The sequence below is a fragment of the Phaeobacter sp. JH20_34 genome (assembly GCF_048056095.1).
Lineage (GTDB): Bacteria > Pseudomonadota > Alphaproteobacteria > Rhodobacterales > Rhodobacteraceae > Phaeobacter > Phaeobacter bryozoorum.
Window position 1 is genome coordinate 251,015 of record NZ_JAYMWT010000004.1, and the last position, 22,917, is coordinate 273,931.

Sequence of the window (22,917 nt, forward strand, 5' to 3'; positions counted from 1 at the left end):
GCGCACATGTTCCGCCCCATTCTCATCACACCACCGGCTCAAAGCCCCGTCACACTGGACGAGGTGAAGGCCCAGGCGATTGTTGACTTTGCCGATGATGATGACCTTCTGACCGGCCTGCGTGACGCTGCTGTGGCGCATCTGGACGGATTTCGGGGGATTCTGGGGCGGGCCATGGTCTCGCAGACGTGGCAGGTTCAGCAGGCGGCTTGGTCGCGAGAAATCTGCCTGCCGGTGCCCGACGTCTCGGCCGTGGCTATCAGCTACGCTGATGCGGGCGGGGCAGAACAGTCGGTGACAGCGGATGACATCGCTGTCCTGCCTATCGCGAGCGGCACGCTGGTTTCGCTGGCCGATAGTTTTGACCTTCCGACGCTGGAAAGCAGCAACCCGGCGCCAATCGCAGTGCAGTTCACATGCGGCTTTGGCGCCGCAGTAGATGTACCAGCTAATTTGAAACTTGCAGTAAAGGCGCTTGCTGCGACCTGGTATGAAAACCGAACAGCGCAGCCGGGTGAGGCCCTCCCGATGGGGGTCTCAGCCCTGATCCAGCCCTATCGTTGGATGGCAGTCTGATGCTGCTGATCGAACGCGTGGCTTTCGATGAACTGGTCGGCACCGATGATGGTTTAGGAGGCAAAGACTGGACACCTGTTGAGCGCCTCCGGGTTCGTGCTTTTTTTCAGTTCCTGCGCGGCGGTGAGAGTGTTCAAGCAGCGCGTTTGACAGGTCGGCAAACAATTGTCGCGACGATCCGCCAATCACCCCCTGCGCTGGCCATAAAAACCAAATGGCAAATGCGAGATATCGGAAAAGGCATCACGTACGACATCCGAGCAATAGAGCCAAACCGGGACAAGCCGCGGCAATATCTGGACATTGTTTGCGAGAGCCTTTCGTGAAAACCCTGCTGAAAATGGAGGGTTTGCGCGAACTCGACAATGATCTGGCCGCATTGCCGAAAGCTGTATCAAAGCCGGTTGTTCGGCGCGCCCTGGCCAAGCAGTTGCAGCCAGTTGCGGAAATGGCGAATTACCTTTGGCCCGGGGCCGACGATAGTGCATTCGCGGTTTCATCGAGGCTCAAAAACGGCCAGCCGCAACCAGATGTCGGTTCGGGCGCGGTCACCATGTTCGTTGGTGCGACCAGATCTGCCCCGCATGCACATCTACGCGAATGGGGCACCGAGCCGCGCTACCACAAAAGCGGCAAGTATGTGGGTGCTGTGGCCCCGACACCGTCGCTCACCCCGTCGTGGGAGGCCTACAAGGGCGACATCCTTCAGGGCTTGGCTGCTGAGATTCGGAGCGAGTTGGAGGCTACACTGGCGCGCCGCGCCAAGAGGGGGCTGTGATGGAGGAATATCTTCAGGTCTTGCTTGCTGCGGCAGTGAATTGCCCGGTGAAATGGGGCTACTTCGAGGATGGCGAAACCATGCCGCTGGTGTCGATGTCGCGCATGTCTGGCAGGCGATACCACACCCTGAACAGCAAGGGCCTCATGCAAGGCTCGATACAGATCGACTGCTGGGGCAAAACCTACCGTCAGGCGATGATTGCCAGCCGAGAGGTGCGGACTTCGCTTGAAGGCTTTAGCGGCGGGCCCGTTGTCAGCGCGCGTCTGACGGCCGCACGAGACAGTAACAGCACCGATGCCAGTGCTGCCCACAGAGTCTCACTCACGTTTGCGATCACCTATCGCGAATAGCCGCAAATCTGCGGCGGCACACCCCACATCAGAGGACACACATCATGACCAGCCAGAAACCTGCTGCGGCGGGCCAAAGATCTGCGGCTAAATCCAACCCGGAACCCGTTGTCGCGACGGGCGTCAAGCTGATCCGCCTGCCGATGGAGACGAACAAGGCCTCACACCCGGCCGCGCTGTACCGGGGCCCGGAGCCAAAGCCCGGCGATCTGCTGCAGTTCACCTCTGCCAATGGCGTGACCTACCAGGGCAAGGTAGCCGAGGCGACCGAGGCTGATGGCGAAGTGCTGGCCGAGTTCACGGGGCCGCTGAAGGTGATCCCCACGAAATAGGCCAAGGCCTATCTACCCGCGCCCCAAGGCGCTTTCTCTCTATACTGAAAGGAAACAGATATGGCGCACCAGACCGCCTCTGGGGTGACGCTCGGCATTTCTGCCGCGGCGCCCGCAACCCATGACACCGCAGGGTTTGACGCCCTCACCTTCATCCCGGTTGGTGAAATCACCAACGTGGGCGAATTCGGTAAAGAATGGGCCCTCGTGACACACAACCCGCTGTCAACGCGGGGCACCAAGAAGGGCAAGGGGAGCTATAACAATGGCAACCTGAACCCCAGCCTTGCACTTGATCCCGACGACGCCGGGCAAACTGCGATGGAAACCGCGCTTGAAAGCGATGACCCGGTTTATATGGCGATCACGCTTCAGGATGGAACGATCTTCTATCTTGTGGGTCTGGTGATGTCGTTCAAGCCAAACATCGGCGGCGTGGATGATGTGGTTACGGCCACCACCTCAATTGAGCTGACGCCTGAGCAGATCCTCAAAAAGGCCGCCTAAGAGCTGATCAAGATCCGCTCATTTGAGCGGAAGGGCCGGGCGGAGAGTGGTTCGATCCCCCGGCCCGAATGAACCACGAACCGATAGGATAAGATAATGGACTTCAACCAGTTTGATAGCGTTTCGGCTGCTGAAAAAGGCGCCGAATGCCACCTGAAGCACCCGGCGACCTTGAAACCACTGTTTGACAACCCCGATGACCCCACCGTTGATAACGGTAAACCTTGCTTGGTCGTTGTCCTGGGGGGCGAGGCGCCATCAGTTCGGGCCGCCGCACGCGCTCGCCAGAAGGCACGGGCTGAAGCTGACGATGGCGATGAGAAAGCTTATGACGAGAACACCCTTGAGGCAGTGCATGAGCGCATGGTCGAGGCTATGGTGCCACGGGTTCTCGGTTTCAAAAACGTTCGCAAGGGCAAGGCTCCGGCGACCAAGGCTGATGCGGCCTGGCTTTTTGGATTGAATCGTATGAACGCCCAAGAAGGTGAGATGTCCTTTGTCGAGCAGGTCGCCGCGTTCTCTGCCAAGCGCGGTAACTACTTGGGAAACGCCTCCGCCGACTGACGCTCTATGCCGAACAGGCAGGGTTTCTATCTGCGCGCCCCGATGAGTGGAAGTCCAACCGGCTGAAGATCTGGCAGAAAGAGGGTATTGACCTTGCTCTGCCAGATGTCAGCGGAGTGGAATATCTGCTCGATATGATGGTGCCAGAGGCTCTTGGGTGGTGCAGCTTCGATCAGATGGGCGGCGCGGCACCAATCGCTTGGACGGAGATCAACGCCTTTTCACTGGCAGCAGGGCTGGATCTTGAGCCGTGGGAAGTAAAGCAGCTCCGGGCGATGAGCGCGGCCTATGTGCAAGGTCTGGCGCGCGGGCGAGAGCCGATGAAGGTCTCACCCGCATTTGATGATCGGCCAGATGAGGATCCCGGTGTCGAGATGGAACGTCAGCGCTTGTCTGACAACTTGAACGCCAGCCTGTCAGCGTTGGCAGGGTGACAATCGGTTTCGCAGCACGGGTAAGGGGCCGGTGTCATCGGTTGTAGCAGGGCAGCCGCTCCAATTGCCCTGCATACATTCCAGCCACATACCTCGCGTTATCTCGAATATCACTCGCACTAACCCCAAACTCCCTGCGCAAATCGTTCAGGTTGGAGTTGGCCCGGCTTTTAGAGACTTGAAGTTGCCTCAATAGCTTTCGAGCCTCCGCTTCGCACGACGGATCATATTTCGCAGGTTCGATAATTTTCTCAGCGCTTCGGTATGGCCAGTACGCACCAAGTCCAAGCACCGAAAGTGCCAAAATTATTGTTGCTGACCTCACGATAGCCTCTCTCAGAGAAAACCCGCCTAACGCTAGTTGGACGGGTCAGAACACGCAATAGGTTTGTCATTATGGCCATTGAAGTTGGGGCGCTGCGAGCGTCTGCATCACTTGACGCCGCATCGTTTGATGCTGGCGCTAAAAAAGCACGATCAGCCCTCAAAATGTTGGGCGGCGGGTTTGAAGAAACTTCTCGTGATGCTGTGCGATCAGCTGAGGCGATGGCGCGGGCATATGACGTTGGATTTGAAAAAACTGCCACCGCAGCGCAGAAGCAACTTGATGCCCTTCTTGGTGTTGACAAGGCATCGAGGACAGCCTCTGCATCTGCAAAAGCGTGGGTGGGCCAGTTGGATCGGCAATCGCAAGCTTACGACAGGTTGAAAGCATCTATTGACCCAACATATGCGGCCACCAGACAGCTTGATGCCGCCACTGAAACTTTGAATGCCACCCACAGAGCTGGACTGATCTCCGACAAGGAAAGGGCCAGCACCCTGCAAATGCTCAAAGATCAGATGCAGGGCGTTGGCGGCGCTTCTGCTCGGGCGGGCAAGGGTATGTCGAAATTCGGTCTCGTTGCAAATCAGGTCGGCTTTCAAATCCAAGACGTTTTTGTTTCTGGCCCGATGATTGGTTGGTTTCGCGCAATTTCACAGCAGGCTCCTCAAGCTGCAGGCGCTTTCAGTATGCTCGGCGGTAGCATTGGCACCATACTTCCATGGCTTGGGACAGCGGTGGCGGTTGGTGGGGCGCTGGTGCCAATTTTGTTCGATTTGGGGAGCGCATCGCTTTCGCTGGAAGAAAGATCGAAGCTAAATACCGAGGCTCTCGACAACCTCGTAGGGGCGCTGGATGACTACAGCCGGTACGCTGACGGCGCTCGGGCCAGCACTATGGATCTTGTTGAAGAATTCGGGGCTTTTGCACAAGATGTGAAGGAAACCTACGAATACCTCAGCGGGGTTTCTGTCCGGCGCGCTCTGGATGCTCTTCAGACTGACAACTTTGATCTGTTTGTGGACCTTGGAGAGGCCGCGTCTGCTATTTCTGCGATGGAAGATGCGCTTGATGCGCTCGAGCGGAATACCGCGATGAAGGCCACTTCGGAGCAAATCCAGACGTTTCGCGAGAACTTTGAGAGCTTGGAAGACGATGCCTATGCGGCGTCTCAAGCCGTGGGCTTGCTGCCCGAACAGGTTACACTCATCAAGAAGGGGTTTGACGAGCTACGGGGCGCCCAGAGTTTGGAGGATATCCAGCGTGAGGCGAAGGACGCCTTGGATGTCATCCGCAAATTCTATCCCGAAGGTCAAAAGCTACCCTCGGCGCTGGCGGATGCGGTTGTGCAACTCGAAGCGATCATCACCTCATCAAGTCGCTCTGTAGCCAATACGGAAGAAGCGACTGCACAGGCATATATCTGGGCTGGTGCGATGGCCGGTGTGAATGCAGAGATCCAAGCCATCATGTCCTCGCTATCTGCCATTGGCGGAGGGCTGATTTCAAATGCGGCCAAGCAAGCTGAGGTCGACGCACTTAAGGCGGGCAAGTCTATCCGTAGCGCAGCGATTGAAGCAGAGCGATTTCGGAAAGAGCTGGAATTCGATGCGCGGCGCGAGGGGGCCACATGGCTGGAACGCCAGGCCATTGATGCCGAGCAGTATCAGTTTGAGCATGGCATTGCCTTGGATGCTGTCTTGGACAAAGAGCGCGAGGCCGCACGCAGTCGTGAGCGCAATCTGAAAAAGACGGGGTCGGCAAGCCGCAAAGCCACCAACCAGTTGAAGAAAGAAGCCGATGCGGTACGAGCGTCCCTTGACCCCATGGCCGCCTACAACCGTGAGCTGGCAGAGTTGGCCAAGCTGCAGGGGCTTTTGTCCAAAGATGAAATGGCCAAGGCCGTTGCGAATTTGAATGTTGAGCTGGCGGATTCCCTGCCTTTGGTGGGTGATTTGACGGACACTCTGACCGAGGGGCTGTTCAACGGTTTTGAAGGCACGCTTAAAGATATCGGTCAGACCTTCAAAAATTGGTTGATCCAGATGATCAGCACGGCAGCCAAGAACCGGATCATGCTTTCACTTGGGTTCGGCGGGTCGCTTGCTGGAACTGCTGCCTCAGCCGCAGGCGGGCTTGGTGGCGGCGGTGGCATTCTTGGCGGGGGGGGCGGTGGCCTTATCAATCTTGGGGCAAATCTTCTGGGAGGAGGTCAGATCGCGCAGGGCGTCATGTCCGGCCTGGGTGGGATTTTCACGGGCGGAGGCCTTGGATCAAGTTTTGCCAATCTTGGCGGTCTTGTCACCGGGGCGTCCAGCGGTCTAGGGGCGTTTGGGGCAGCGCTACCCGCGCTTGGCATTGTGGCTGGCGGGATCGCTTTGCTTGCCAAGGGGCTATCGCGAGAATACGACGGGCGCGCGGTGCGTGGTTCGCTCGGGCCCGAGGGCTTCGACGGCTTTGAATTTGACTTCTGGGACGGTGGCTTCCTGCGCGGTGATAAGCAGGTCAACCACACGGCTCGGCCCGAGATCCAAAGTATGCTTGACGACGGTGCGCTTGCGGTTCGTAGCAGCGTTGAGGAAATGGCAGCCGCTCTTGGCTTGGCCTCAACAGCAATTGATGACTTCACAGCAGATGGTTTCACGATCTGGCTGACCGGCCCGAATGCAGGGAGTGAAGAACAGATCGCGAAGGCCTTCGAGGATCAGCTGACCCGCCTGGGCGATGGCATGGCGGACCTTGTTTTGGAAACAGAGGATTACGCAAAGGCAGGCGAGGGCGCGTATGACACGTTGACACGACTTGGCGGCTCACTGATCTCGGCCAATGAGGGCTTTGGCCTGCTGAACCAATCACTGTTCGAAGGCAGTCTCAAGGCGGCCGAAAGCGCGTCAGCACTCATGGATGCCTTTGGCGGTGTGGAGCAATTCACTGTCAGTGTCGGCAGCTACTTTGAGCTTATGTTCACCGAAGTCGAGCGGCTGGCCAAGCAGCAGCAGTACGCACAGGAGGCGCTGGACGAAGCTGCTGAACAATTGAACCTGACCCTGCCAACAACCCATGAGTCATTTCGCAATTTGGTGGCAGGTCTGGACCGCACGACCGAGGAAGGTCGCGAGGCTTACGTGACGCTGATTGGTCTGTCTGATGAATTTTCGGTTGTCCATGGTACGGCGCAACAGGCAGCAGATGCGCTCAATGGGGTAGGTGATGCCCTCTCACAGGCGGAGGCCGAGGCGCGCAGGCTCAAAGAGCAGAACATCCGTGATGCGCTGGCAGAGCTGACAGGGGCCATAAAAGAGGCTGTCGATGAAATGCAGGGGCGACTAGGCATCATCGGCGATAGGCTCAAACTCCGCCTCAAGCGCCTGCAAATCTCGGTCGGTGCTGAGCGGGATACCATAACCGCCAGCCATACCGCCCTGATGGATCAGTTGGAGGGGCGCCTTGGCACATTGGAGGGCGCGGCAGAGAAATCCCGTCAACTGTTCGAAACCCTGGATGATGCCATCCGCGACCGCCGCCGCATCGATGCGGAAGGGCGCGAGGTGGAGCGCCGCCGCGCACTGACGTATGTGCAAAACGGCGGCTCTGATCCAGATCGCCTGTCTGATGCGCTCAGCGTGCTGGGCGAAGATAATTCTGCTGATTTCTCCAACTATGCCGACTATCTGGCAGACTACTATCGCACCTCAAACATTGTTTCGGAGCGCGGTGACGCGGCGCAGACCGAAATGACAGCTGCTGACATGGCCGTCAGTGCGCTGGAGCAACAGATCACGCTCGCCCAATCGCAGCATGAGGCGGAAATGCAGCGCCTTGACCAAATCCTGGCAGACGGGCAGCGCACTTATGAGCTGGCAATGGGCGAATATATTGCAGCCATCAATGTCGAAAATGCGGTCACTCAGCTCAATCACACCGCGGAGCGATACACGCTCGTGTCTGAGCGGATCGAAACGCGCATGGAAGAGCTGGAAACCATTCGTCTCAATATGGAGCAGATGGTCGCGGCGACTTTGGATCCATCCGCTGGTCTGCCCAGCATCAGCGAAGGTGTTTTTAACGTCGTCGGCGCCGTGAATGCGCTGGGTGGATCCATTGGACAGATGGCAGCTGGCGTTGCCTCGGTTGCCAGCGCGCAAAAGGAAGCCAATCGCATCGCGCAGATCAAGGCGTTGGAGCGCACTCAGGTTGTCAACAGTCGCCCGGGTGCAGCACGCGCGGCCGGAGAAAACGGCACAATTGGTGGCGCCCTTGAGGCCGTTGGCGAGATCCGGGCCCTGCGTGAAGAGATGGCTGGCTATCTCGGACCAATTTCCAAGGCGACTGGCGCAACTGAACGTTCGCTGAAGCGTGTTGAGCGGGATGGCCTGACCACAAAGGGGGCAGCATGATCATCATCCAGCCTATTGACGTCACCGACGCAAACCTGACCACGGATGTCCCGCTGTCCGAGATCGAATGGACAGCGGGCACCACGCCAGAGGGTGAAGAGCGCCGTATTGGCAATGACCTTTACCGCGCTGTGATCGAGACCGCCGATGATCCTGTCACCGGCGTTGACGCGGATCCGCCAACATGGATCCGCATTGGCGTGGTCAATCGGTTTCAGATGTTTGATGAGTTCTACCACTCGCAGACGGTGCAGGTTGATCAGATTGAGGTGACAATCCAGCCGACTGAGGTCGTGAATTCAGTCACCTTGCTTAACCTCGACGCACTGTCCGCACGGGTGACCGTGGATGATGGGGCAGGCGACACCCTCTACGACGAAACCAAGAGCCTGTTGGATAACAGCCAGGTGGCCGACTACTGGGAATACTTCTTCTCGCCAATTCTGAAACGGCGGGACGTGACCTTCATTGATCTGCCGTCGTACTCCCAACCTGTCACGATCACCGTAACTGGCGCGGACGGAGCGGAGGTCAGGGTCGGCGGCGCGTTCATCGGGCGTCAGCGCATTATCGGCGAAGCAGTCTATGGCACCCGCCGCGATCTGCTGAACTTTTCCACCAAAGAGCGTGACCAGTTCGGCAGGTTCAACATTGTCTCGCGCAATAAGGCCAAGCTTGTCACTTATGAGGTCGCGGTCGAGACCCGCAACAACGATTACATTGCTGATTTTCTAGAAGATGTCGCCGACGTGCCAGGCATCTACATCGGTGATCCGACGCGCGGCGGCACCATCACCTATGGCTACCCGCGCGATTTCGGCTTTCCGTATGAGACCCCGTCGATTTCCAAACTGTCCCTCGAAGTGGAGAGCGTCACCTGATGTCTGTCACCCAAGTTCCCGCATTCACCAAGGTTCCAAGCCGGTCGGACACTCCGGATACCTTTTCCGCCGACGTTGACATCTTCCTGGGCGAGATCCCGGCCCGCGCGCTTGCCAGCAATCAGCAGGCGCAGGAGGTCAACGCAGCGGCAGAGCAGGTGGCCACACAGGCCGCAGCGGTGGCAGAGGCCAGCGCCGCGTTTGAAAGCGGCGTGAACGCGGATCGCTGGGCCGCTGGCGACTATAGCGATGGCGATGCGGTCTGGTCGCCCACGGATGGGCTGACCTACCGAGCCAAGGCCGATTTCACCTCGGCCATCGATCCTGCCGCAGATCCCGCCAACTGGCACAACCTGAACCCGGTCGCGAAGGCCAAGGACGAAATGACCCGCCTTGCGCTGGTCTTCGCCGCGAATTTCTAAGGAGAACCCGATGTCGCAATATCCTGTGTCAAAACGCCTCGCGCTTGATGCCATGGCGACGGTCTACACCGTGCCTGCCGGTCGCTATGCGATGGTCTCGCACCTTCAGATCACCCCGATCGATCCGGCCAACGAGGTGGACGTGACAGTCCAGTGGCTGGATGCGTCGGACGGCGACGCGATTACGCAGCTCTGTCAGGATGAAACGATCAAGCCGAACGGTACTGGCCCGATCTATCCGATGGGCGGCATATTGATCCTGAGTGCAGGCGATCAGGTGCAGGCTGAAGCCTCAACCGCAGGTGACGCGGTGCTGAGCTTCAGTGCCCTGGAGTATGATCTCTGATGGGCGGCATGATTGGCACCATGCGCGGGGATCGCATGTTGCGGGCCGGTGGGCGGCGTACCTACAGCGACCAGTGGCCTATCGCAGAAGACGTGTTTCCGATCAATGTTCCCTACGATTACTCCATGGGGATCGCTGTATGGAACGGTAATTTGATCGTTGGTGGTCGCAACACACAATACCGCAAAATCAATCTGCATGATGGGCTGAGCCCTTCTATCCTTGCGACAACAAGTCCCACCAGAACTTATGACGATATGACCGTCTTGGGAGATGTTCTTTACTGTGTCTCTTCCAGTTCAGCTTGGGCCTACAACCTGCCCGATTTTAGTACCGCTGCAGGGTTTGGGCGACCCTCGCCCTACATCAAACTTATCTGTAGCGATGGTGATAACCTCTGGCTCTACGATCAGGCAGGAGGCGGGTCACAAAACCTGTTCAAGGTCACCCCTAGCGGCACGATTTTGGAAACGAAGTCTATCGGCTTCTTAAGCCCAAGTGCCATCGCTCACGATGGGGAAAACCTCATCACAACAGTAGGTGGCGTCACCAGAATTCATGATGGTGAGGATATCGATACGGTAGTCCACCAATGGACCCGGTTTCACTCAATGGGGTTTCCCGTTTCTGCTGCAATTGATTTTGCCAGCGGTGATCTACTGCATCAGTCAGGTTCGAAAAACAACTACCATATTGTGCAATATGACGGAGTAGCAAAGGTTTAGCATGACCAAACTTTATCACACTGCCACCACCGCCCCGGCGCCGCTCCCTTTCCGTATTCGTCTGAGCGACGGGCGCAGCCGCACCGATCCGGCCAGCTTCACCGCTGAGGAAATCGCGAATGCGGGTTATGTCGCGGCACCGCCGCAGCCTGATCACGACCCGGAAACCCAGCGCCTGACGTGGGACGGGGCCGCCTGGGGCATTGAGGATATCCCGGTGCCGGATCCGGTCTATCAGCCGCTGACCAAGATCGGGTTCATGCGGCTGTGCATGTTTCTTGGCGGCATGACCCCCGACATGCTGGTGGCTGCGCGGGATGCACCTGAGCTGAAAGCCATGTGGATCATGCTGGATATGGCCGAACAGGTGCAACGGGATGATCCTGAGGTAGCGCCGGGGTTGGCGCTGCTTGCTGGATTGGGTCATCTCCCCAATGGCGCGCAGGCCGTTCTGGATGGCTGGCCAGCCGCCTGATTGGTGCGCCCGTAGCGGGTCGGGCTATCACACCACCAAAGCAATCGCATGGGAGATCGGAGCCAAAGGGTCCGGTCTCTTTTTGTACGTGCCGCAGGGGTTTCCCTTTGATGTCTCAATCCCCCGCTGGGCCGGGTGGATCTTTGACCGGCACGATCCCCGCTATCTGAAAGCCGCCGCGCTGCATGACTATGCGATCCATGTCCTCGGCTGGGGCCGGGTCAGCGCGGCCGCACCGTTTTCCGAAGCCCTCCGCGCCGATGGCGTGGGGCGCATCCGCAGGCTGGCAATGGTGCTGGCCGTCACCATCCACAAATGGAGCTGAAGGGCAATTTTATGAAGTTGGAGCTGTTTCAATCCGCGCTCGCTGGCGCGCTTGGTGTGATGTCAGCCATCCTGACCAGCTATGGCACGTCCTGGCCGGTGGTGGTGGTTGTCTGTCTTGGCGTGGCAGCGGCGCTGCTGGAGATCGAAAACCTGCGTTGGCGGCCTGCATTGGTCCTCAGCGTCTTTAACCTGATGATTGGGGCATTGGGCGGGCCGATGGTCGCGGCCTTTCTGGGCGCCAAGTTCGATCTTCAGTTTCCCGCCTTGACGCTGATCATCGCCTTTCTGGTGGCCTATGTGGCGCATGACGCTTTCAGCAAGGCGCGCGGGCCGATCATGGCGCTGATGGTGAAGGTGATCGGCATGGCCGGAGGGTCGAGCCGATGAATGCCCTCATTGATTTTGTCACCACGATCGCGGGGCCGGTGCTACGGCACCGCGCCCGCTGTGTCGTCTGTTTCCTCAGATCGCGCACCTGGGGCCGGGTGCGCCTTGCTCTCTCGCTCGTGCTTTGGGCGGCGCTGTGTTTCGCCGCGATCGCGATGCAACCAATCCAACATCAGAAAGGGCATGCCCATGAAACTCACCACCCGTGATATTCAGGCCCGCTGCGCCGCCCTGGGCTTTCACCCTGGGCCGATAGACGGACGCAGAGGGCCACGCACCTCTGCGGCCATTCGGGCCGCTCTTGAGGCGCACAGCGGCAGCACGGTCACTGATCTGTTCCACAAGAGCGGTTTGCACCGGGTGCATATGCACTGGACCGCCGGAGCCAAGGGCGTGATCGAGGTGGAGCGCCGCGCCTATAACTCGCTGGTCACGCATGATGGGCAGCGGGTGCAGGGCGTGTTTCCGCCAGAGGCGCAGGCAGCCTATGAAGTTGGTCGGGCGGCATCCCACACCCGCATGTTCAACACCGGCGCGATCGGGCACGGAATGGATGCAATGGCGGGTGCAAACGAGCGTCCCTTTGATCGTGGATCCGCGCCAATCACACCGCGTCAGCTTGATGCGTTCTGCGGGTGGGCTGCGGAATACAGCGTCCAGTATTTGATTCCGATCAATGTCTACGGCATGCCGACCCATGCAGAAATCCAGCCGATATTCGGCGTGCGCCAGCGCTGGAAATGGGACATCACCTGGTTGCCCGGAATGTCTGCCCCCGGTGATCCCTTGGTGGTTGGCGAGCGCCTGCGCGACATGATCCGCGAACGCCTGCCTGACGTGCGAGCTGCCGCATGATGCGGTGGGTCGCGATCGGGGGCCTGTGTCTGGCCCTATTGTTTGCGGGCTTGTCCTCATACATGGTCTGGCGCAATGGGCACCTGCGCGAAGATCTGGATGCAGCCACGCGTCGCCTACGGGTGGCGGAGCGGCAGGCCGATGACGCACGGCAAACCGCTGATGTACTGGATGCTCATATCAAGCGGATGCAGGAGGATCGCCGCACCGATGGTGCAGATCTGCGCCGCCTGCTGGAACGGGAGGGATACGATGCGCCATTGTCTGATTTTCTTGGCGATGTCTTTAACCGGCTGTAGCTGGCTGGTGCGAGATCCTGAGCCGATTTATGTTGAGCGGACCATACCGGATGAGCTGACCACGCCTTGCGCTGAGCCGGTGAAGGGGGAGCGAACAGAAGGCGGCTTTGCGGAGCTGGCTCTGGGCTGGCGTTTCACTGCCCGGTGCAACGCTGACAAGCTCCGAAGCGTGGGCGAGTTGGTTGGGCCGCGCTGAATGAAGAAAGCCCCGCTGACTGGCGGGGCTTTTTGCGTTTGTACGTCCTGTCAGTCTTTCGCTGTATTCTCAGCTATGTCGATTAACACGCCGCCCACCTGTCCTGCTGCCATCAGTAACAGGCCGCTTGCCAGGCTTGGTGCAATCGAAAGGCCAGAGACCAACAGGCCATGTGATAAATAGGTCTGATACCCTGAAAACAGACTGATCGCCGCGATGATCCAGCCCAATATCTGGATGACATTCAAAAGCTTGATTGTTGTCTGGTAGCGCCCCGGCATGACGGATATTCCCCAAGTGTGATTCTCAAATGCGTCCAAATTGTCAGCGCAACCAATAATTGCAAGAGCATTCCGGCAGGATCGAAAATGCTGTAAAGCACCTATCAAGAGCCATACGTTCTTTGTGTCACCTGTTTAGGTTAGGAGATGATTATTGCGGGAACTGGCAACACGCCTCATCGAAGAGGTTCACTTACTAGAGGATGCACTAGGAGGTGCGCGCCCTAGTGTCGTCAACGTGCGGACCATTGCAGGGCCATTCGTTAGGAAGTGGCTGATCGACCCGGGCGGTTTTGATCGTATTGAGCGCGCCATCAAACCTGAAAAGATAAAATTCATTTACAACATCGATCGGGCGGCCATTAGCAATATTAAGAGGGGGCTTTACGAGCACTGGGCAGGGGGCTTTTTCTATTTCAATTTTTGGTGTGATCATAGGAAGTTCAAGTCTGAGCGACACGCACGAGAGGCGAAGCGCGAACGCGATTTACGGATCGTTGCTGAACCCATATCCGCATACCTAAATCAAACAGTCTGCTATGTTGGCGGATCTGTTTTCTCACGTCGCCAGGTAGTCAAGTTCCATGTTAACAACTTAGGCGGTGCTCATTATTCGGCGGGAAAGTACAAGGCCAAAGATACGGATAAGGCGCTGATCATTGAGACACTTGGGTTTGAGGTCAGTGACGGTGGCACCATCGAAAGATATCTTTTTGGTCCAGAAATTTCAGAAGCAAAGAGTGACCCCGCGCGACGGTCAAAGATATATGATCTGGCTGATCTAATCCTTCTTGATACTGCCCGTACCTTTTTGCGGTTTGTCATTGAAAATGATGAGCCTATTAAGCGGCTGATGGATGCAGAGACATGAATATTCGCGTGGAATCCAGATATGCGAGAGCGACCCCGCCAGACGGCGGGGTCGATTATACTATTCACTAACGCCCAGGGCCTTCAGTGCAAGGCGAGCATTGTAACGGGCGTTCGGGGTCAGCTGCCTTTGCCATGCACCTTGGCTAGGCGCCCATCGGAATCCATGTGCTTTCATGGTTGCGCGAGCCTCTGCGCTTGGCTTGCCCTCAAAGACAAACTGAAGGCGGTTTTCTTCAGCATTTTCGACCACCTCGCAAACCCCCTGATAGGACTGTCGGACGGTCTCTTGAGTTTGCGCTTTTTCTAATTTGGCAATCCGCATCTTCAAGCGCTTGATCTCGGCATTGTTGTTGCTCAACTGGTAGGGTGCGAAACCGACCGGCCCAGAATTGCCCCATTGCGGTTTGATCAGTTCGCGGGCGATGGCGCTGCTATAGTCACTGCAAACAACAGTCAGCGCTGCAGCGTATACGTCGAAATCGGCACCCTGTGTTTCATGGGTTATGCCCTTTTTTGCCCAAGATTTAATGACGCGGTTTGCTGCCTTCATTTTCACCTGTTTTTCTTCCAGCCGGTCCAGCTTTTTGGACAGCTTTCTGATCGCGTCGGGGTCGTCGCTGGAGATCCCGCCGGTTCCTACTGAGGCCGCTTTAGCGCGCAGATCCTTGGCGCGGTTGCCTTCGTCAATGCTCTTTCGCATTGCGCTATCTGCGCGGGCAATGGCGCGACGGTGCCGCCCCTCGCTGTGGTGCCCGATCAGGATTGGTTGACCAAGTGGGATTCCTGAAACTTCCTCGCGCAGATCTGCGCGCTGGTAGTGGCTGTCTGCGCGGGCCTCCGCCCGATCCGCCGCGGCTTCCAGGCGCGCGCGGCGGGCTTGCTGTTTTTCCTCATAGCTATTCATGGTCTCGTCCTTTTTGTTGGGTGGGAACTCAATCCCTGTCGATGTATTCAGAATAGGTACTACAGCACCTATTGGCAAGCAATAAGTGTACTACAGCACCCACTTTATTTGCCCGTGGTGTAGATGCTTATTCGTCCGAAATTTCCAAGCCCTTTTCAGCCATCAGCGCGCGCAAGCGGCGTGTGGCGTCAACGCTGAGCGCGCGGGCCGCGTTTGTCTTTGGCTGGATTTCGCCCCTTTCAACGCCGACCATATAGCGGCGGCGTGTATCAGGGTTGCCCCCAATCCCGACCGCCGCTGCAAAATCAGCCTGAGACATGCCGAGTTCTTCCCTGGCCGCGCGAACCTGGTCTTTGGTCAAAAGCGGTGTTGGCTCTTTCCAGCGTGCAAGGTGCGCTTTGGCCTCGCTGATGGTTTCAAACCACCCTGAGGGCATGGGCAGAGTTTGCAGCCACTGGCGGGCCTGTTCTTCAGTCTGAAGGGCCGGGGCCTCTTTCAGCCCGTCCAAAGCCTTGACCAAATCGGCGGCGGTGGCTTCCTGAATAATGGCAGGGATTGTTCCACCATTTGAAAATGCGATTGCGATAGGCATTTGTTTGTTCCTTGTGCGTTCGGGGGGTGGTGGGGCGGCTGGTGCCGCCCCTGTCCCTTATTCGATGATCTTGGCTTCACCGCCGACTGAGAGAAAAACCGCCTCTTGATCGGTGGCGTCCAGAATGTCCTGCGCCAGCTTTTCCAGTTCAGCCATGGCGCTATCTTTGTCGGTGGTCGCGCTCACCAGAACCTTCACCGCGTCCTCAAACAGGCGACCTTCGTCATTGATCCAGTAGCCTTTGGCATCGCTGACAGTCGCGCCGCCATAGAGCTTGCACATCTGGGCGATGTTGCGCTCGATGATGGCCGAGTTGTCCGAGCCGTCGTTATCCAGAGTGGGGATGATCAGTTCTACTTTCATCGACTTTCCTCCTTTTTGTTTGGGCGGGAACTCAATCCCTGTCGATGTATTTAGAATAGGTACTACAGCACCCAAGGGCAAGCAAAAAGTGTACTACAGCACCCACTTTTTTATAGCGGGGGTTTCCCCCCGCCTTTCGCTTATGCGTACCAGCTGCTGTATTTCTCTTTGCCATCCCAAATCCAAGCGAGACATGACCACACTGACCTTAGACATGATGCTCGAAGTCATGCGTAAAGTAGGACCGCCACCTCCGAAGCAGGAAATTCACTGCGGCGATATGGATGAATTTATCCACGCATTTCAGCGGCGGACGGGGCAGGAGGTTGCACGACACTCAAAGCACATGGGGTCGTTTGGCGGCATTGAAATTCGCACATCAAAAGCCGTGCCGGTCGACAAGGCCATCGTTTTTGAGGACGGCAAGATCAAGTCAATTATCAACCTGCGCGACGAAACTGAACAATCCAAATAGGCGCTATTCCTCGCAGCCGGACACGCGCAGCACTACGCGCCCGACCGTCTCTCTCGCTTCTTCCATGGTTTTACCCGCCCGCTCTCTGCAGGGATCACCCAGGTCGCCCACACCCAAGGGTTGGCGTTTTTGTATGGCAAATCGTTGAAGAAAATTCGCCCCACCTCGCGGCCATCCCAGATCATCACCCAATCATCCTTGAGAACCTCGCCGCCGATATCTGTTCTTCTCATGGTCTACATGAGCGAGAACATATAGCGAACATTTGGACGGCGTCAATTGTATTTCCGTTGATGTGCTTGTGAGAGGCGGAGCAGTCGAATCGCCCCATTCCTACGAAGCGCTCCTTGGTTCCGTGAACTGGCCTGAACCGGCAAAGCCTGCGAAAACCGGGAAAAGGCACCGGTTAAAAACAGCGCCTTTGACCAAATATCAGTATCTTGGCTGCATAGCGCTTCGTTCACACCGAAGCGCGCCCAGGTTCCAAAGGAACAGAACAGAACCAAAACAGGAATGTTGAGAGGCCTGTTGAGAGGCCTAAATCTGTCGAACCGGAAATTCAGATAAGGTATTGATTTTATTTGGAGGCGAGTACCGGAATCGAACCGGTGTACACGGATTTGCAATCCGCTGCGTCACCACTCCGCCAACTCGCCTTACCGGTGGTGTGAGGCGTGATTAATCACATGCCGGGGGACGGTGCAAGGGGGCGTGCGCAGAACCGGCGGGAAATTTTGAAAAATTCTGCGGCCGCAATGGGCTGGAGTGCCGCTTTGAGTGTCGATCTGCCGGGGGCGCCAGCGGGGCAGGCTGCCTTGGGGGCTGTCCGTAGCCCTGCCGGGTGTCGCAACGGGGGACGGTTACGCCGGGCTGCGGGCGGGTTTGGTCAGATCCGACCGGCTTTGTCTGCTGCCGGGTTTGGCCCGAGGAGGGCCTGTCTAAGGGCGTCGGCGATCAGCTGGGGGACGCCGGGCAGCGCCCCGAGCACGGGCAATATGTCGCCGGGATAACTGGCATCGGCCAGCGCCTCGGGGATGTCGTCGCGGACGTGTTCGCCGGATTGTGCAAAGAACGGCAGGCAGAGGGTCGGGTGTTCCGGTTTGGCCGCTGCAAGATCGCGGGCGGCGTCCGCGATACGCGGATCTTCCTCGACATAGCCTGTGATCAGATCCGTGCCCGGCAGGTGGTGGCGCATGGCGGCTGCAAACGCCTCGGCGGCTTCGGCGGCCTTGGGGCCCCGGGCCGACCCATGAGCGGCCAGAAGGATGCGGGTCCGGGGCAGCGACCATCCGCGTGCCTCGCAGGCCGTGGCCAGCGCCTTGCAGGCCAGTTCCGGCAGGGCCGGGTCCAGACCGAAGGGGGGTAACAGGTGAACATCATGCCCCTGGAGCCGCTTGGGCAGCACCGAGCCGGTGAACCAGCCGTTGGCCATGAAGAACGGATAGATCAGCGCGCCCTTTGGTGTCACCTGTTCCAGTCGATCAGCTGTGGACAACGTGGCCGAGCGGATATCCCAGTCGGGCAACAGCGCAGCGACGGCATCGGCCAGATCGGCCAGCGCGCGTTCCTGGGGCGCCGGATCGGAAGGCTGGCCATGCGCGGTAATCACGGCGGTCGGGCGATGTGGGGGCAGGGGGGCGGGATCGGTCATCTGGAGGAGCCTTTCGGCTGTAGGAGGGGGCTGGCAGTGCATCGACCTTGCGGGTCGCCTGCGGGTGTTTCGATGGCATTACGGCAGGGCGGGGGCGCTGGATCAATCTTCTGCGGGCCGCCATGGCCTCGCCACCGCTGGCGCTGGGGGCAAGCCATGGGCGTCATTGAGGCGGCTGTCGCAGATCGTCGAGGAAACTGCGCAGCTGCTCCGGCTGAATGGGTTTTGTGAACAGTCTGGCACCTGTGTTTTGGGCAAGCCGGGCGACCTGCGGGCGGCGGTCGGCGGAGATCAGGCAGGCGGGCAGCGCGCCAAGGTCGCGGTTGAGGCGGGCGATCACCTCGGCGCCGTTCTGGTCCGCCCCCAGTTGCAGGTCAATCACCAGAACATCCGGTGTGACGTCGATTTCCGTCAGCAAGGCGCGGGCATCCTCTTCACTGGCACAGGGCAAGACATCGATCCCCCATTGCTCCATCGTCAGGGTCAATGCGTGGCGCAGATCGGGATCGGTGACGATCAGCAGCGCGATCAGCTGCCCCAAGGGCACAGCTGCCGGATCCGGGGAGGCTGTCCCGGAGGGGGCGACCTCGGCCATGCGAGCGCCGGACAGCTCCGACTGATGTGACTGGTGCAGCCGTGTGGTGTCACGGGGCAGATCAACGGCAAAGACCGTGCCGCGCCCCACACGGGATCTGAGCGTCAGGGGATGGCCCAGCAACCCGCAGGCGCGTTCCACAATCGCAAGGCCAAGGCCCATGCCGTCAGCGGCGCTCACCGTGGCGTTCAGCCGCTGGAATTCTGCAAAGATCAGCGTGCGATCCTCGTCGGGAATGCCGGTCCCGGTGTCCCAGATCTCAACCCGGACCGTGTCCCGGCGGGGGCGGATGCCGACAAGCACACCCCCCCGGCTGGTATAGCGCAGCGCATTTGATATCAGGTTCTGCAGGATGCGCCGCAGGTAGGTCACATCGCTCAGCACCCGCGTCTGGCTGAGCCTGAGGCGGAACGAGAGGCCCTTGGCATCTGCCATCGGGCGCAATTCGTCATGCAGTTGCAGCAGCAGGTCGTCGAGATCGACGGACGTCACATGCCGTGTGGCGCGGCCGGAATCCAATCGCGAAATATCAAGGAGCGCTGAGACCAGTGTCTCTACACTGTCCAGCGCATTTGCCGCCTTGTTCAGGGTTTCGCGGGAACCGCCTGTCGGCAATTCGCTCTGCAGCGCTGCGACAAAGAGCTTTGCCGCCGAGAGCGGTTGCAGCAGGTCATGGGAGGCGGCGGCCACAAAGCGCGACTTTGAGGCATTGGCGCGTTCGGCGGCCTGAAGCGCGTCTTCCAGCTCCAGCGTTCGGTCAAGCACACGCTGTTCAAGCGTGTCACGGGCCTCGCTCATCGCGCGCGCGGCGGTCCGTTCGGCGGTGACATCGGTGAAGCTGATCACGAAACCGCCGTCGGGCATTTCCTGCATAAAAACCGTCAGGACCCGCGTCATGCCCTGCTGCACGTCGAAGGAAAGCGGCGCCCGTATCGCTGGGCCGGATCGCATCCGTTCAGAAGGGATATCCGGTGCAGGATCTGCTTTTGGCCGGGTCCAGAGGGTGACCTGATCGGCCATATCGGCCTGTTCAAATGTGAACTCCGCACGCAGATGTTCGAAGATCCGCTCGAAGCGGCTGCCGATGCGAAACCGGCTGATCGGAATGGAGAGCAGCTCTCCCATGAGCCGGTTCCAGCCAACCAGACGCGCCTGCTGATCGAAGATGCAGACCCCCTGGTTCAGGTGTTCCAAAGTGGCGCGGATGAGCCGGGCCTGATCGTCGAGGATGCGTTCACGTTCCTGGTGCTGAAGGCGCATGATGTCGGTGACATCGGTTTGCAGGATGACGGTGCCACTGTCGGAGGTGCGGTGTTCGCTGACCTGAAGCCAGCGGTTCCCGGTCATGCGAACGTTGAACATGACGCTGCGGTCCTGATGCCGGGCCAGCCTGCGCGCGGCCCATTCGGCGGCTGTGGTCCCGGCGGGCAGCGACAGGGCCGAACTGCCGCTGACCAGATTGACATAGGCCTCAAATGCCAGCCCCGGCCGCAGCCGCGCATGGATGTCGGGCATGTGCATCCCAAATCGGCTGTTGCACATCACCAGTACATCCTGCGGATTAAAGAGGGCAAACCCCTCCTGCACGGTTTCGATTGCATCGGCGAGATTGGCGCGCGCCGCCTCGGTCTCGCGGTTGGCCTCGGCAAGTTTGGCATTGGACAGATTCAGAAGGTCCAGCGTTCGCTCCAGATCGCGGGTGCGGCTGCGGATTTCCTCTTCCAGCAAAACGGCGCGTTCGAACTGCGCATAGGCGAGACCGGAGGCATCGGTGTTCTGTTCCACCCGGCGCATCAGCGTTGCGGTGATTTTCAGCAGTTTTTCGTTCTGCCGCTCCAGCGAGTCGCGGGGATCAATCAGGCCTTGCGTCATGATCGTGCCGGTGGGTCGCAGGCCAGGGGCGGATAGATGGCAACCCCTGTCAGCGTCTGGTTCACATGGATGGAATTCACCTGTTCGCCATAGGTGCAGAAGCCGACAGCGCGATGTTTGGCAAGAAGCGATGAGATCTGCGGCGTGAGCTGTTTTTGCTGGGCTTCCATCCGTCGCAGGAGGCAATCGCAGGCAAGGATAACATCCGGGGTCTGTGTCTCGCCAAGAGCGGTCAGGGCGCGGTCGAGGTGATCGACCATGTCCAGGGGTTCGGCCAGGGTCAGCACGACGCCTTCGTCGATGGCGGAAAAGAACACCAGATCGCCCGTCTCAGCGACCTGCTGAATGGCGCGGACATGGTGCTGGCCACCCAGGCGCACGACGACGGGATGGGCCGCAAAGGTGAAGGTGGTCAGCTGTTCAGGATCCTTGCCCAGGAGCCGTGCATATTCTCGCGCGGCTGGCTCGGCGTTGATTTCATAGACCAGCCGACGGGCGGGATCGGCACCGGTGACCACCATGCGCTGGGCCGTGGGCACCAGATGGTCGGTGTTGAAGACCTTGACCGGGCAATTGCTGCGGATCTGTAGCAACACCGCCGCATTCTTGCGCGCGATGCCGTCACAGAGCACATAGGTCGCGCCAAAATCGGTACCATCGCCTGCGGAGCCGCCAAACAGCGGCACGGGGCCCAGACCGGGTGCGAGATCGGCGGTCAGCGCGTCCTCCTTGATCGACAGCCCGTCGATCAGCAGAAAGGCGAATTCGGAGGTCCATTGCGGCGTCTCTCGCGCCATGTCGTTGCGGTTGCGGATGATCTGGTCGATCTGGCACTGGGCATCATAGGTGTTCAGATCTTCGATGCTCAGCACACGTGCGCAGAAATGGCTGCGCGGCAGGCCGATTGCGATGATCTCCCCGTCGGTATAGCCAGCTTCGCCGATCTCGCCTGCGGTGGTGCATCCAATAACAGTGGCCGGTGCGAGCTGCTGCGCCGCAGCCGCGCTGAGCGCATGGATATCGGCCTGCGGCGAGACAAAGAGGATGACCAGCTCCAGCTCGTCCAGCGGCGCCAGCGTTCCGGCCAATGTCGCCAGCGCATCAGGGGAGTCTGCCGCTGCCCGTCCCGTGCGGGTGATGCGATCCGCATTGTGCAGCGCCCCCGCCATGGCGGGCAGAGAGACCCGGTCTGAAGCCTGCGCCGTTGCGCGGGGATCAGCCGTGTCAGGGAAGGGGGCGGGGCGCGTCATGTCGGATGGTAGGCAGCTCAGCCCAGATCTTGCAAGACGTTTGCAAAGCTTGTTTCCTTTGCAATCAGAACCGCTTGGGTCCGGCTTTGGACCCCGAGTTTGCGCATGATCGCGGTGACATGCGCCTTTACCGTGGTTTCGGCGATCGACAGGTCATAGGCGATCTGCTTGTTCAGTTTGCCCGCGCAGATCAGTTGCAGGATCCGCGCCTGCTGATTGGTCAGCGTCGCCAGACGCCCGGTCGCATCCTGCGTTTCACTGTCCCGCGGCAGCAGCACATAGCCGGGCGGGACGAAAGGCGTGCCCCTGCCGATGGCGTCAAAGGCGTCGATATAGATCTCGCGCTGGCTGTGCTTGGGCACAAAGCCGGCGGCACCGGCGTGGATGGCTGCGCTGATGACCCGGTTGTCCGCCATCGACGATACGACAAGGATCGGCGCGGTTGTCGCATTGTGCAGCCGTATCAGCCCGTCGAGGCCCTGAGCATCGGGCAGGTTGAGATCCAGCACCACCGCATCGGGAGCAGGAGTGTCCGAAACCTCGGAAATGGCCTGTTCCACTGTCGCGGCGGTTGCGATGCTGGTGATCCCAACCGTGGCGCGCAGCGTCATCGCCAGGGCGTCGCAGAACAGCGGGTGATCCTCGACGATCAGCGCGGTCACAAAGCCTGCCGGGTCCTGCGCATCCGGGGTGCGAGGTCGCTGGGGATGATCTGGGGCGGGCGAATGGGTCATCACACTCCTCAAGCCTATGCCAATGGTCCATGGTCTGCGCCGGGCAATCGCGGGTCACATCGCGCGCCAAAGCCACGCGCCCGCCATGCCGCTCATGCTAGCAGCACCTGCAAGCCGCGACCAATAGGCGAAAAGTCTAAGACGGCTC

The 22,917-nt window shown here is 59.2% G+C and carries 28 protein-coding genes and 1 tRNA gene; 20 read left to right on the plus strand and 9 right to left on the minus strand.

Features of this window, described 5'->3' with window-relative positions:
- Positions 1–6 precede the first annotated feature (6 nt).
- The 18 genes from VWZ81_RS02790 to VWZ81_RS02875 all read left to right on the plus strand — a co-directional run bounded on the left by VWZ81_RS02790 (position 7) and on the right by VWZ81_RS02875 (position 12,983).
- Positions 7–576, plus strand: a complete 570-nt coding sequence (locus VWZ81_RS02790) for a head-tail connector protein (protein WP_260081045.1) — start codon at positions 7–9, stop codon at positions 574–576.
- Positions 576–902: a head-tail adaptor protein gene (locus VWZ81_RS02795; protein WP_260081044.1), complete on the plus strand. Its 327-nt coding sequence runs from the start codon at positions 576–578 to the stop codon at positions 900–902. The genes VWZ81_RS02790 and VWZ81_RS02795 overlap by 1 nt, the downstream gene beginning before the upstream one ends.
- A complete protein-coding gene (locus VWZ81_RS02800) occupies positions 899–1,354 on the plus strand; it encodes a hypothetical protein (RefSeq protein ID WP_260081043.1) in 456 nt (151 codons plus the stop codon). The genes VWZ81_RS02795 and VWZ81_RS02800 overlap by 4 nt, the downstream gene beginning before the upstream one ends.
- Complete coding sequence (gene gp17, locus VWZ81_RS02805; RefSeq protein WP_260081042.1) at positions 1,354–1,707, plus strand: tail completion protein gp17; 354 nt, start codon at positions 1,354–1,356, stop codon at positions 1,705–1,707. Before VWZ81_RS02800 ends, gp17 begins: the two co-directional genes overlap by 1 nt.
- Before the next feature lie 44 nt (positions 1,708–1,751).
- Positions 1,752–2,039 (plus strand): hypothetical protein, encoded by a 288-nt coding sequence (locus VWZ81_RS02810; protein WP_416542037.1) that lies wholly within the window; start codon positions 1,752–1,754, stop codon positions 2,037–2,039.
- Positions 2,040–2,099: 60 nt separating this feature from the next.
- Positions 2,100–2,546 carry a hypothetical protein gene (locus VWZ81_RS02815; RefSeq protein WP_102874270.1) on the plus strand — a complete coding sequence of 149 codons (447 nt, stop codon included), beginning with the start codon at positions 2,100–2,102 and terminating at the stop codon, positions 2,544–2,546.
- Between the two features lie 96 nt (positions 2,547–2,642).
- A complete protein-coding gene (locus tag VWZ81_RS02820) occupies positions 2,643–3,110 on the plus strand; it encodes a hypothetical protein (protein ID WP_260081040.1) in 468 nt (155 codons plus the stop codon).
- A 116-nt stretch (positions 3,111–3,226) separates the two neighbouring features.
- The gene (locus VWZ81_RS02825; protein ID WP_260081039.1) at positions 3,227–3,544 is read left to right on the plus strand and encodes a hypothetical protein; all 318 of its coding nucleotides are present in this window, start codon (positions 3,227–3,229) and stop codon (positions 3,542–3,544) included.
- Between the two features lie 396 nt (positions 3,545–3,940).
- Positions 3,941–8,266: a tail tape measure protein gene (locus tag VWZ81_RS02830; RefSeq protein ID WP_416542038.1), complete on the plus strand. Its 4,326-nt coding sequence runs from the start codon at positions 3,941–3,943 to the stop codon at positions 8,264–8,266.
- Complete coding sequence (locus VWZ81_RS02835) at positions 8,263–9,147, plus strand: hypothetical protein (protein ID WP_416542039.1); 885 nt, start codon at positions 8,263–8,265, stop codon at positions 9,145–9,147. Before VWZ81_RS02830 ends, VWZ81_RS02835 begins: the two co-directional genes overlap by 4 nt.
- Complete coding sequence (locus VWZ81_RS02840) at positions 9,147–9,569, plus strand: hypothetical protein (RefSeq protein WP_416542040.1); 423 nt, start codon at positions 9,147–9,149, stop codon at positions 9,567–9,569. The genes VWZ81_RS02835 and VWZ81_RS02840 overlap by 1 nt, the downstream gene beginning before the upstream one ends.
- Positions 9,570–9,579: 10 nt before the next feature.
- Entirely contained in the window at positions 9,580–9,915 is a 336-nt protein-coding gene (locus tag VWZ81_RS02845) for a hypothetical protein (protein ID WP_416542041.1), read from the plus strand.
- Positions 9,915–10,640, plus strand: coding sequence for a hypothetical protein (locus VWZ81_RS02850; RefSeq protein WP_416542042.1), 726 nt, complete (start codon positions 9,915–9,917; stop codon positions 10,638–10,640). The genes VWZ81_RS02845 and VWZ81_RS02850 overlap by 1 nt, the downstream gene beginning before the upstream one ends.
- A gap of 1 nt (position 10,641) precedes the next feature.
- The gene (locus tag VWZ81_RS02855) at positions 10,642–11,115 is read left to right on the plus strand and encodes a hypothetical protein (RefSeq protein WP_416542043.1); all 474 of its coding nucleotides are present in this window, start codon (positions 10,642–10,644) and stop codon (positions 11,113–11,115) included.
- Complete coding sequence (locus VWZ81_RS02860; protein ID WP_416542044.1) at positions 11,096–11,440, plus strand: DUF1353 domain-containing protein; 345 nt, start codon at positions 11,096–11,098, stop codon at positions 11,438–11,440. Before VWZ81_RS02855 ends, VWZ81_RS02860 begins: the two co-directional genes overlap by 20 nt.
- An 11-nt stretch (positions 11,441–11,451) precedes the next feature.
- Positions 11,452–11,829: a hypothetical protein gene (locus VWZ81_RS02865; RefSeq protein ID WP_416542045.1), complete on the plus strand. Its 378-nt coding sequence runs from the start codon at positions 11,452–11,454 to the stop codon at positions 11,827–11,829.
- A 189-nt stretch (positions 11,830–12,018) separates the two neighbouring features.
- On the plus strand, positions 12,019–12,684 hold the full coding sequence (locus VWZ81_RS02870; RefSeq protein WP_416542046.1) for a peptidoglycan-binding domain-containing protein: 666 nt from the start codon (positions 12,019–12,021) through the stop codon (positions 12,682–12,684).
- Complete coding sequence (locus VWZ81_RS02875; RefSeq protein ID WP_416542047.1) at positions 12,681–12,983, plus strand: hypothetical protein; 303 nt, start codon at positions 12,681–12,683, stop codon at positions 12,981–12,983. Before VWZ81_RS02870 ends, VWZ81_RS02875 begins: the two co-directional genes overlap by 4 nt.
- Positions 12,984–13,229: 246 nt before the next feature.
- Here VWZ81_RS02875 and VWZ81_RS02880 read toward each other — a convergent pair whose 3' ends face one another.
- Entirely contained in the window at positions 13,230–13,460 is a 231-nt protein-coding gene (locus VWZ81_RS02880) for a hypothetical protein (RefSeq protein WP_416542048.1), read from the minus strand.
- A gap of 154 nt (positions 13,461–13,614) precedes the next feature.
- On the opposite strand from VWZ81_RS02880, the gene VWZ81_RS02885 reads away from it, so the two are divergent.
- The gene (locus VWZ81_RS02885; protein WP_416542049.1) at positions 13,615–14,331 is read left to right on the plus strand and encodes a hypothetical protein; all 717 of its coding nucleotides are present in this window, start codon (positions 13,615–13,617) and stop codon (positions 14,329–14,331) included.
- Positions 14,332–14,391: 60 nt separating this feature from the next.
- On the opposite strand, the gene VWZ81_RS02890 is transcribed toward VWZ81_RS02885, so the two are convergent.
- From VWZ81_RS02890 to VWZ81_RS02900, 3 genes are all read right to left on the minus strand, one after another.
- Positions 14,392–15,237: a DUF3560 domain-containing protein gene (locus VWZ81_RS02890; protein ID WP_416542050.1), complete on the minus strand. Its 846-nt coding sequence runs from the start codon at positions 15,235–15,237 to the stop codon at positions 14,392–14,394.
- A gap of 127 nt (positions 15,238–15,364) precedes the next feature.
- Positions 15,365–15,829 carry a helix-turn-helix domain-containing protein gene (locus VWZ81_RS02895; RefSeq protein ID WP_024099681.1) on the minus strand — a complete coding sequence of 155 codons (465 nt, stop codon included), beginning with the start codon at positions 15,827–15,829 and terminating at the stop codon, positions 15,365–15,367.
- A gap of 57 nt (positions 15,830–15,886) precedes the next feature.
- Positions 15,887–16,192 carry a DUF3574 domain-containing protein gene (locus tag VWZ81_RS02900; protein ID WP_024099680.1) on the minus strand — a complete coding sequence of 102 codons (306 nt, stop codon included), beginning with the start codon at positions 16,190–16,192 and terminating at the stop codon, positions 15,887–15,889.
- A gap of 193 nt (positions 16,193–16,385) precedes the next feature.
- On the opposite strand from VWZ81_RS02900, the gene VWZ81_RS02905 reads away from it, so the two are divergent.
- Positions 16,386–16,667 carry a hypothetical protein gene (locus tag VWZ81_RS02905; protein ID WP_416542051.1) on the plus strand — a complete coding sequence of 94 codons (282 nt, stop codon included), beginning with the start codon at positions 16,386–16,388 and terminating at the stop codon, positions 16,665–16,667.
- A 582-nt stretch (positions 16,668–17,249) separates the two neighbouring features.
- On the opposite strand, the gene VWZ81_RS02910 is transcribed toward VWZ81_RS02905, so the two are convergent.
- From VWZ81_RS02910 to VWZ81_RS02930, 5 genes are all read right to left on the minus strand, one after another.
- Positions 17,250–17,323, minus strand: a tRNA-Cys gene (locus VWZ81_RS02910).
- A gap of 230 nt (positions 17,324–17,553) precedes the next feature.
- A complete protein-coding gene (locus tag VWZ81_RS02915) occupies positions 17,554–18,318 on the minus strand; it encodes a CbiX/SirB N-terminal domain-containing protein (RefSeq protein ID WP_416542052.1) in 765 nt (254 codons plus the stop codon).
- Positions 18,319–18,481: 163 nt separating this feature from the next.
- On the minus strand, positions 18,482–20,785 hold the full coding sequence (locus VWZ81_RS02920; RefSeq protein ID WP_416542053.1) for a PAS-domain containing protein: 2,304 nt from the start codon (positions 20,783–20,785) through the stop codon (positions 18,482–18,484).
- On the minus strand, positions 20,782–22,035 hold the full coding sequence (locus tag VWZ81_RS02925) for an FIST N-terminal domain-containing protein (protein ID WP_416542054.1): 1,254 nt from the start codon (positions 22,033–22,035) through the stop codon (positions 20,782–20,784). Before VWZ81_RS02925 ends, VWZ81_RS02920 begins: the two co-directional genes overlap by 4 nt.
- Positions 22,036–22,052: 17 nt before the next feature.
- Complete coding sequence (locus VWZ81_RS02930) at positions 22,053–22,646, minus strand: LuxR C-terminal-related transcriptional regulator (RefSeq protein WP_416535137.1); 594 nt, start codon at positions 22,644–22,646, stop codon at positions 22,053–22,055.
- Between the last annotated feature and the right edge of the window lie 271 nt (positions 22,647–22,917).

Excerpts from the sequence above, each read along its gene's own strand:
- VWZ81_RS02790 (WP_260081045.1), top strand. The coding sequence starts at position 7 with ATGTTCCGCCCCATTCTCATCACACCACCGGCTCAAAGCCCCGTCACA.
- VWZ81_RS02795 (WP_260081044.1), top strand. The coding sequence starts at position 576 with ATGCTGCTGATCGAACGCGTGGCTTTCGATGAACTGGTCGGCACCGAT.
- gp17 (WP_260081042.1), top strand. The coding sequence starts at position 1,354 with ATGGAGGAATATCTTCAGGTCTTGCTTGCTGCGGCAGTGAATTGCCCG.
- VWZ81_RS02810 (WP_416542037.1), top strand. The coding sequence starts at position 1,752 with ATGACCAGCCAGAAACCTGCTGCGGCGGGCCAAAGATCTGCGGCTAAA.
- VWZ81_RS02815 (WP_102874270.1), top strand. The coding sequence starts at position 2,100 with ATGGCGCACCAGACCGCCTCTGGGGTGACGCTCGGCATTTCTGCCGCG.
- VWZ81_RS02820 (WP_260081040.1), top strand. The coding sequence starts at position 2,643 with ATGGACTTCAACCAGTTTGATAGCGTTTCGGCTGCTGAAAAAGGCGCC.
- VWZ81_RS02830 (WP_416542038.1), top strand. The coding sequence starts at position 3,941 with ATGGCCATTGAAGTTGGGGCGCTGCGAGCGTCTGCATCACTTGACGCC.
- VWZ81_RS02835 (WP_416542039.1), top strand. The coding sequence starts at position 8,263 with ATGATCATCATCCAGCCTATTGACGTCACCGACGCAAACCTGACCACG.
- VWZ81_RS02840 (WP_416542040.1), top strand. The coding sequence starts at position 9,147 with ATGTCTGTCACCCAAGTTCCCGCATTCACCAAGGTTCCAAGCCGGTCG.
- VWZ81_RS02845 (WP_416542041.1), top strand. The coding sequence starts at position 9,580 with ATGTCGCAATATCCTGTGTCAAAACGCCTCGCGCTTGATGCCATGGCG.
- VWZ81_RS02850 (WP_416542042.1), top strand. The coding sequence starts at position 9,915 with ATGGGCGGCATGATTGGCACCATGCGCGGGGATCGCATGTTGCGGGCC.
- VWZ81_RS02855 (WP_416542043.1), top strand. The coding sequence starts at position 10,642 with ATGACCAAACTTTATCACACTGCCACCACCGCCCCGGCGCCGCTCCCT.
- VWZ81_RS02860 (WP_416542044.1), top strand. The coding sequence starts at position 11,096 with ATGGCTGGCCAGCCGCCTGATTGGTGCGCCCGTAGCGGGTCGGGCTAT.
- VWZ81_RS02865 (WP_416542045.1), top strand. The coding sequence starts at position 11,452 with ATGAAGTTGGAGCTGTTTCAATCCGCGCTCGCTGGCGCGCTTGGTGTG.
- VWZ81_RS02870 (WP_416542046.1), top strand. The coding sequence starts at position 12,019 with ATGAAACTCACCACCCGTGATATTCAGGCCCGCTGCGCCGCCCTGGGC.
- VWZ81_RS02875 (WP_416542047.1), top strand. The coding sequence starts at position 12,681 with ATGATGCGGTGGGTCGCGATCGGGGGCCTGTGTCTGGCCCTATTGTTT.
- VWZ81_RS02880 (WP_416542048.1), bottom strand. The coding sequence starts at position 13,460 with ATGCCGGGGCGCTACCAGACAACAATCAAGCTTTTGAATGTCATCCAG.
- VWZ81_RS02890 (WP_416542050.1), bottom strand. The coding sequence starts at position 15,237 with ATGAATAGCTATGAGGAAAAACAGCAAGCCCGCCGCGCGCGCCTGGAA.
- VWZ81_RS02895 (WP_024099681.1), bottom strand. The coding sequence starts at position 15,829 with ATGCCTATCGCAATCGCATTTTCAAATGGTGGAACAATCCCTGCCATT.
- VWZ81_RS02900 (WP_024099680.1), bottom strand. The coding sequence starts at position 16,192 with ATGAAAGTAGAACTGATCATCCCCACTCTGGATAACGACGGCTCGGAC.
- VWZ81_RS02905 (WP_416542051.1), top strand. The coding sequence starts at position 16,386 with ATGACCACACTGACCTTAGACATGATGCTCGAAGTCATGCGTAAAGTA.
- VWZ81_RS02915 (WP_416542052.1), bottom strand. The coding sequence starts at position 18,318 with ATGACCGATCCCGCCCCCCTGCCCCCACATCGCCCGACCGCCGTGATT.
- VWZ81_RS02920 (WP_416542053.1), bottom strand. The coding sequence starts at position 20,785 with ATGACGCAAGGCCTGATTGATCCCCGCGACTCGCTGGAGCGGCAGAAC.
- VWZ81_RS02925 (WP_416542054.1), bottom strand. The coding sequence starts at position 22,035 with ATGACGCGCCCCGCCCCCTTCCCTGACACGGCTGATCCCCGCGCAACG.
- VWZ81_RS02930 (WP_416535137.1), bottom strand. The coding sequence starts at position 22,646 with ATGACGCTGCGCGCCACGGTTGGGATCACCAGCATCGCAACCGCCGCG.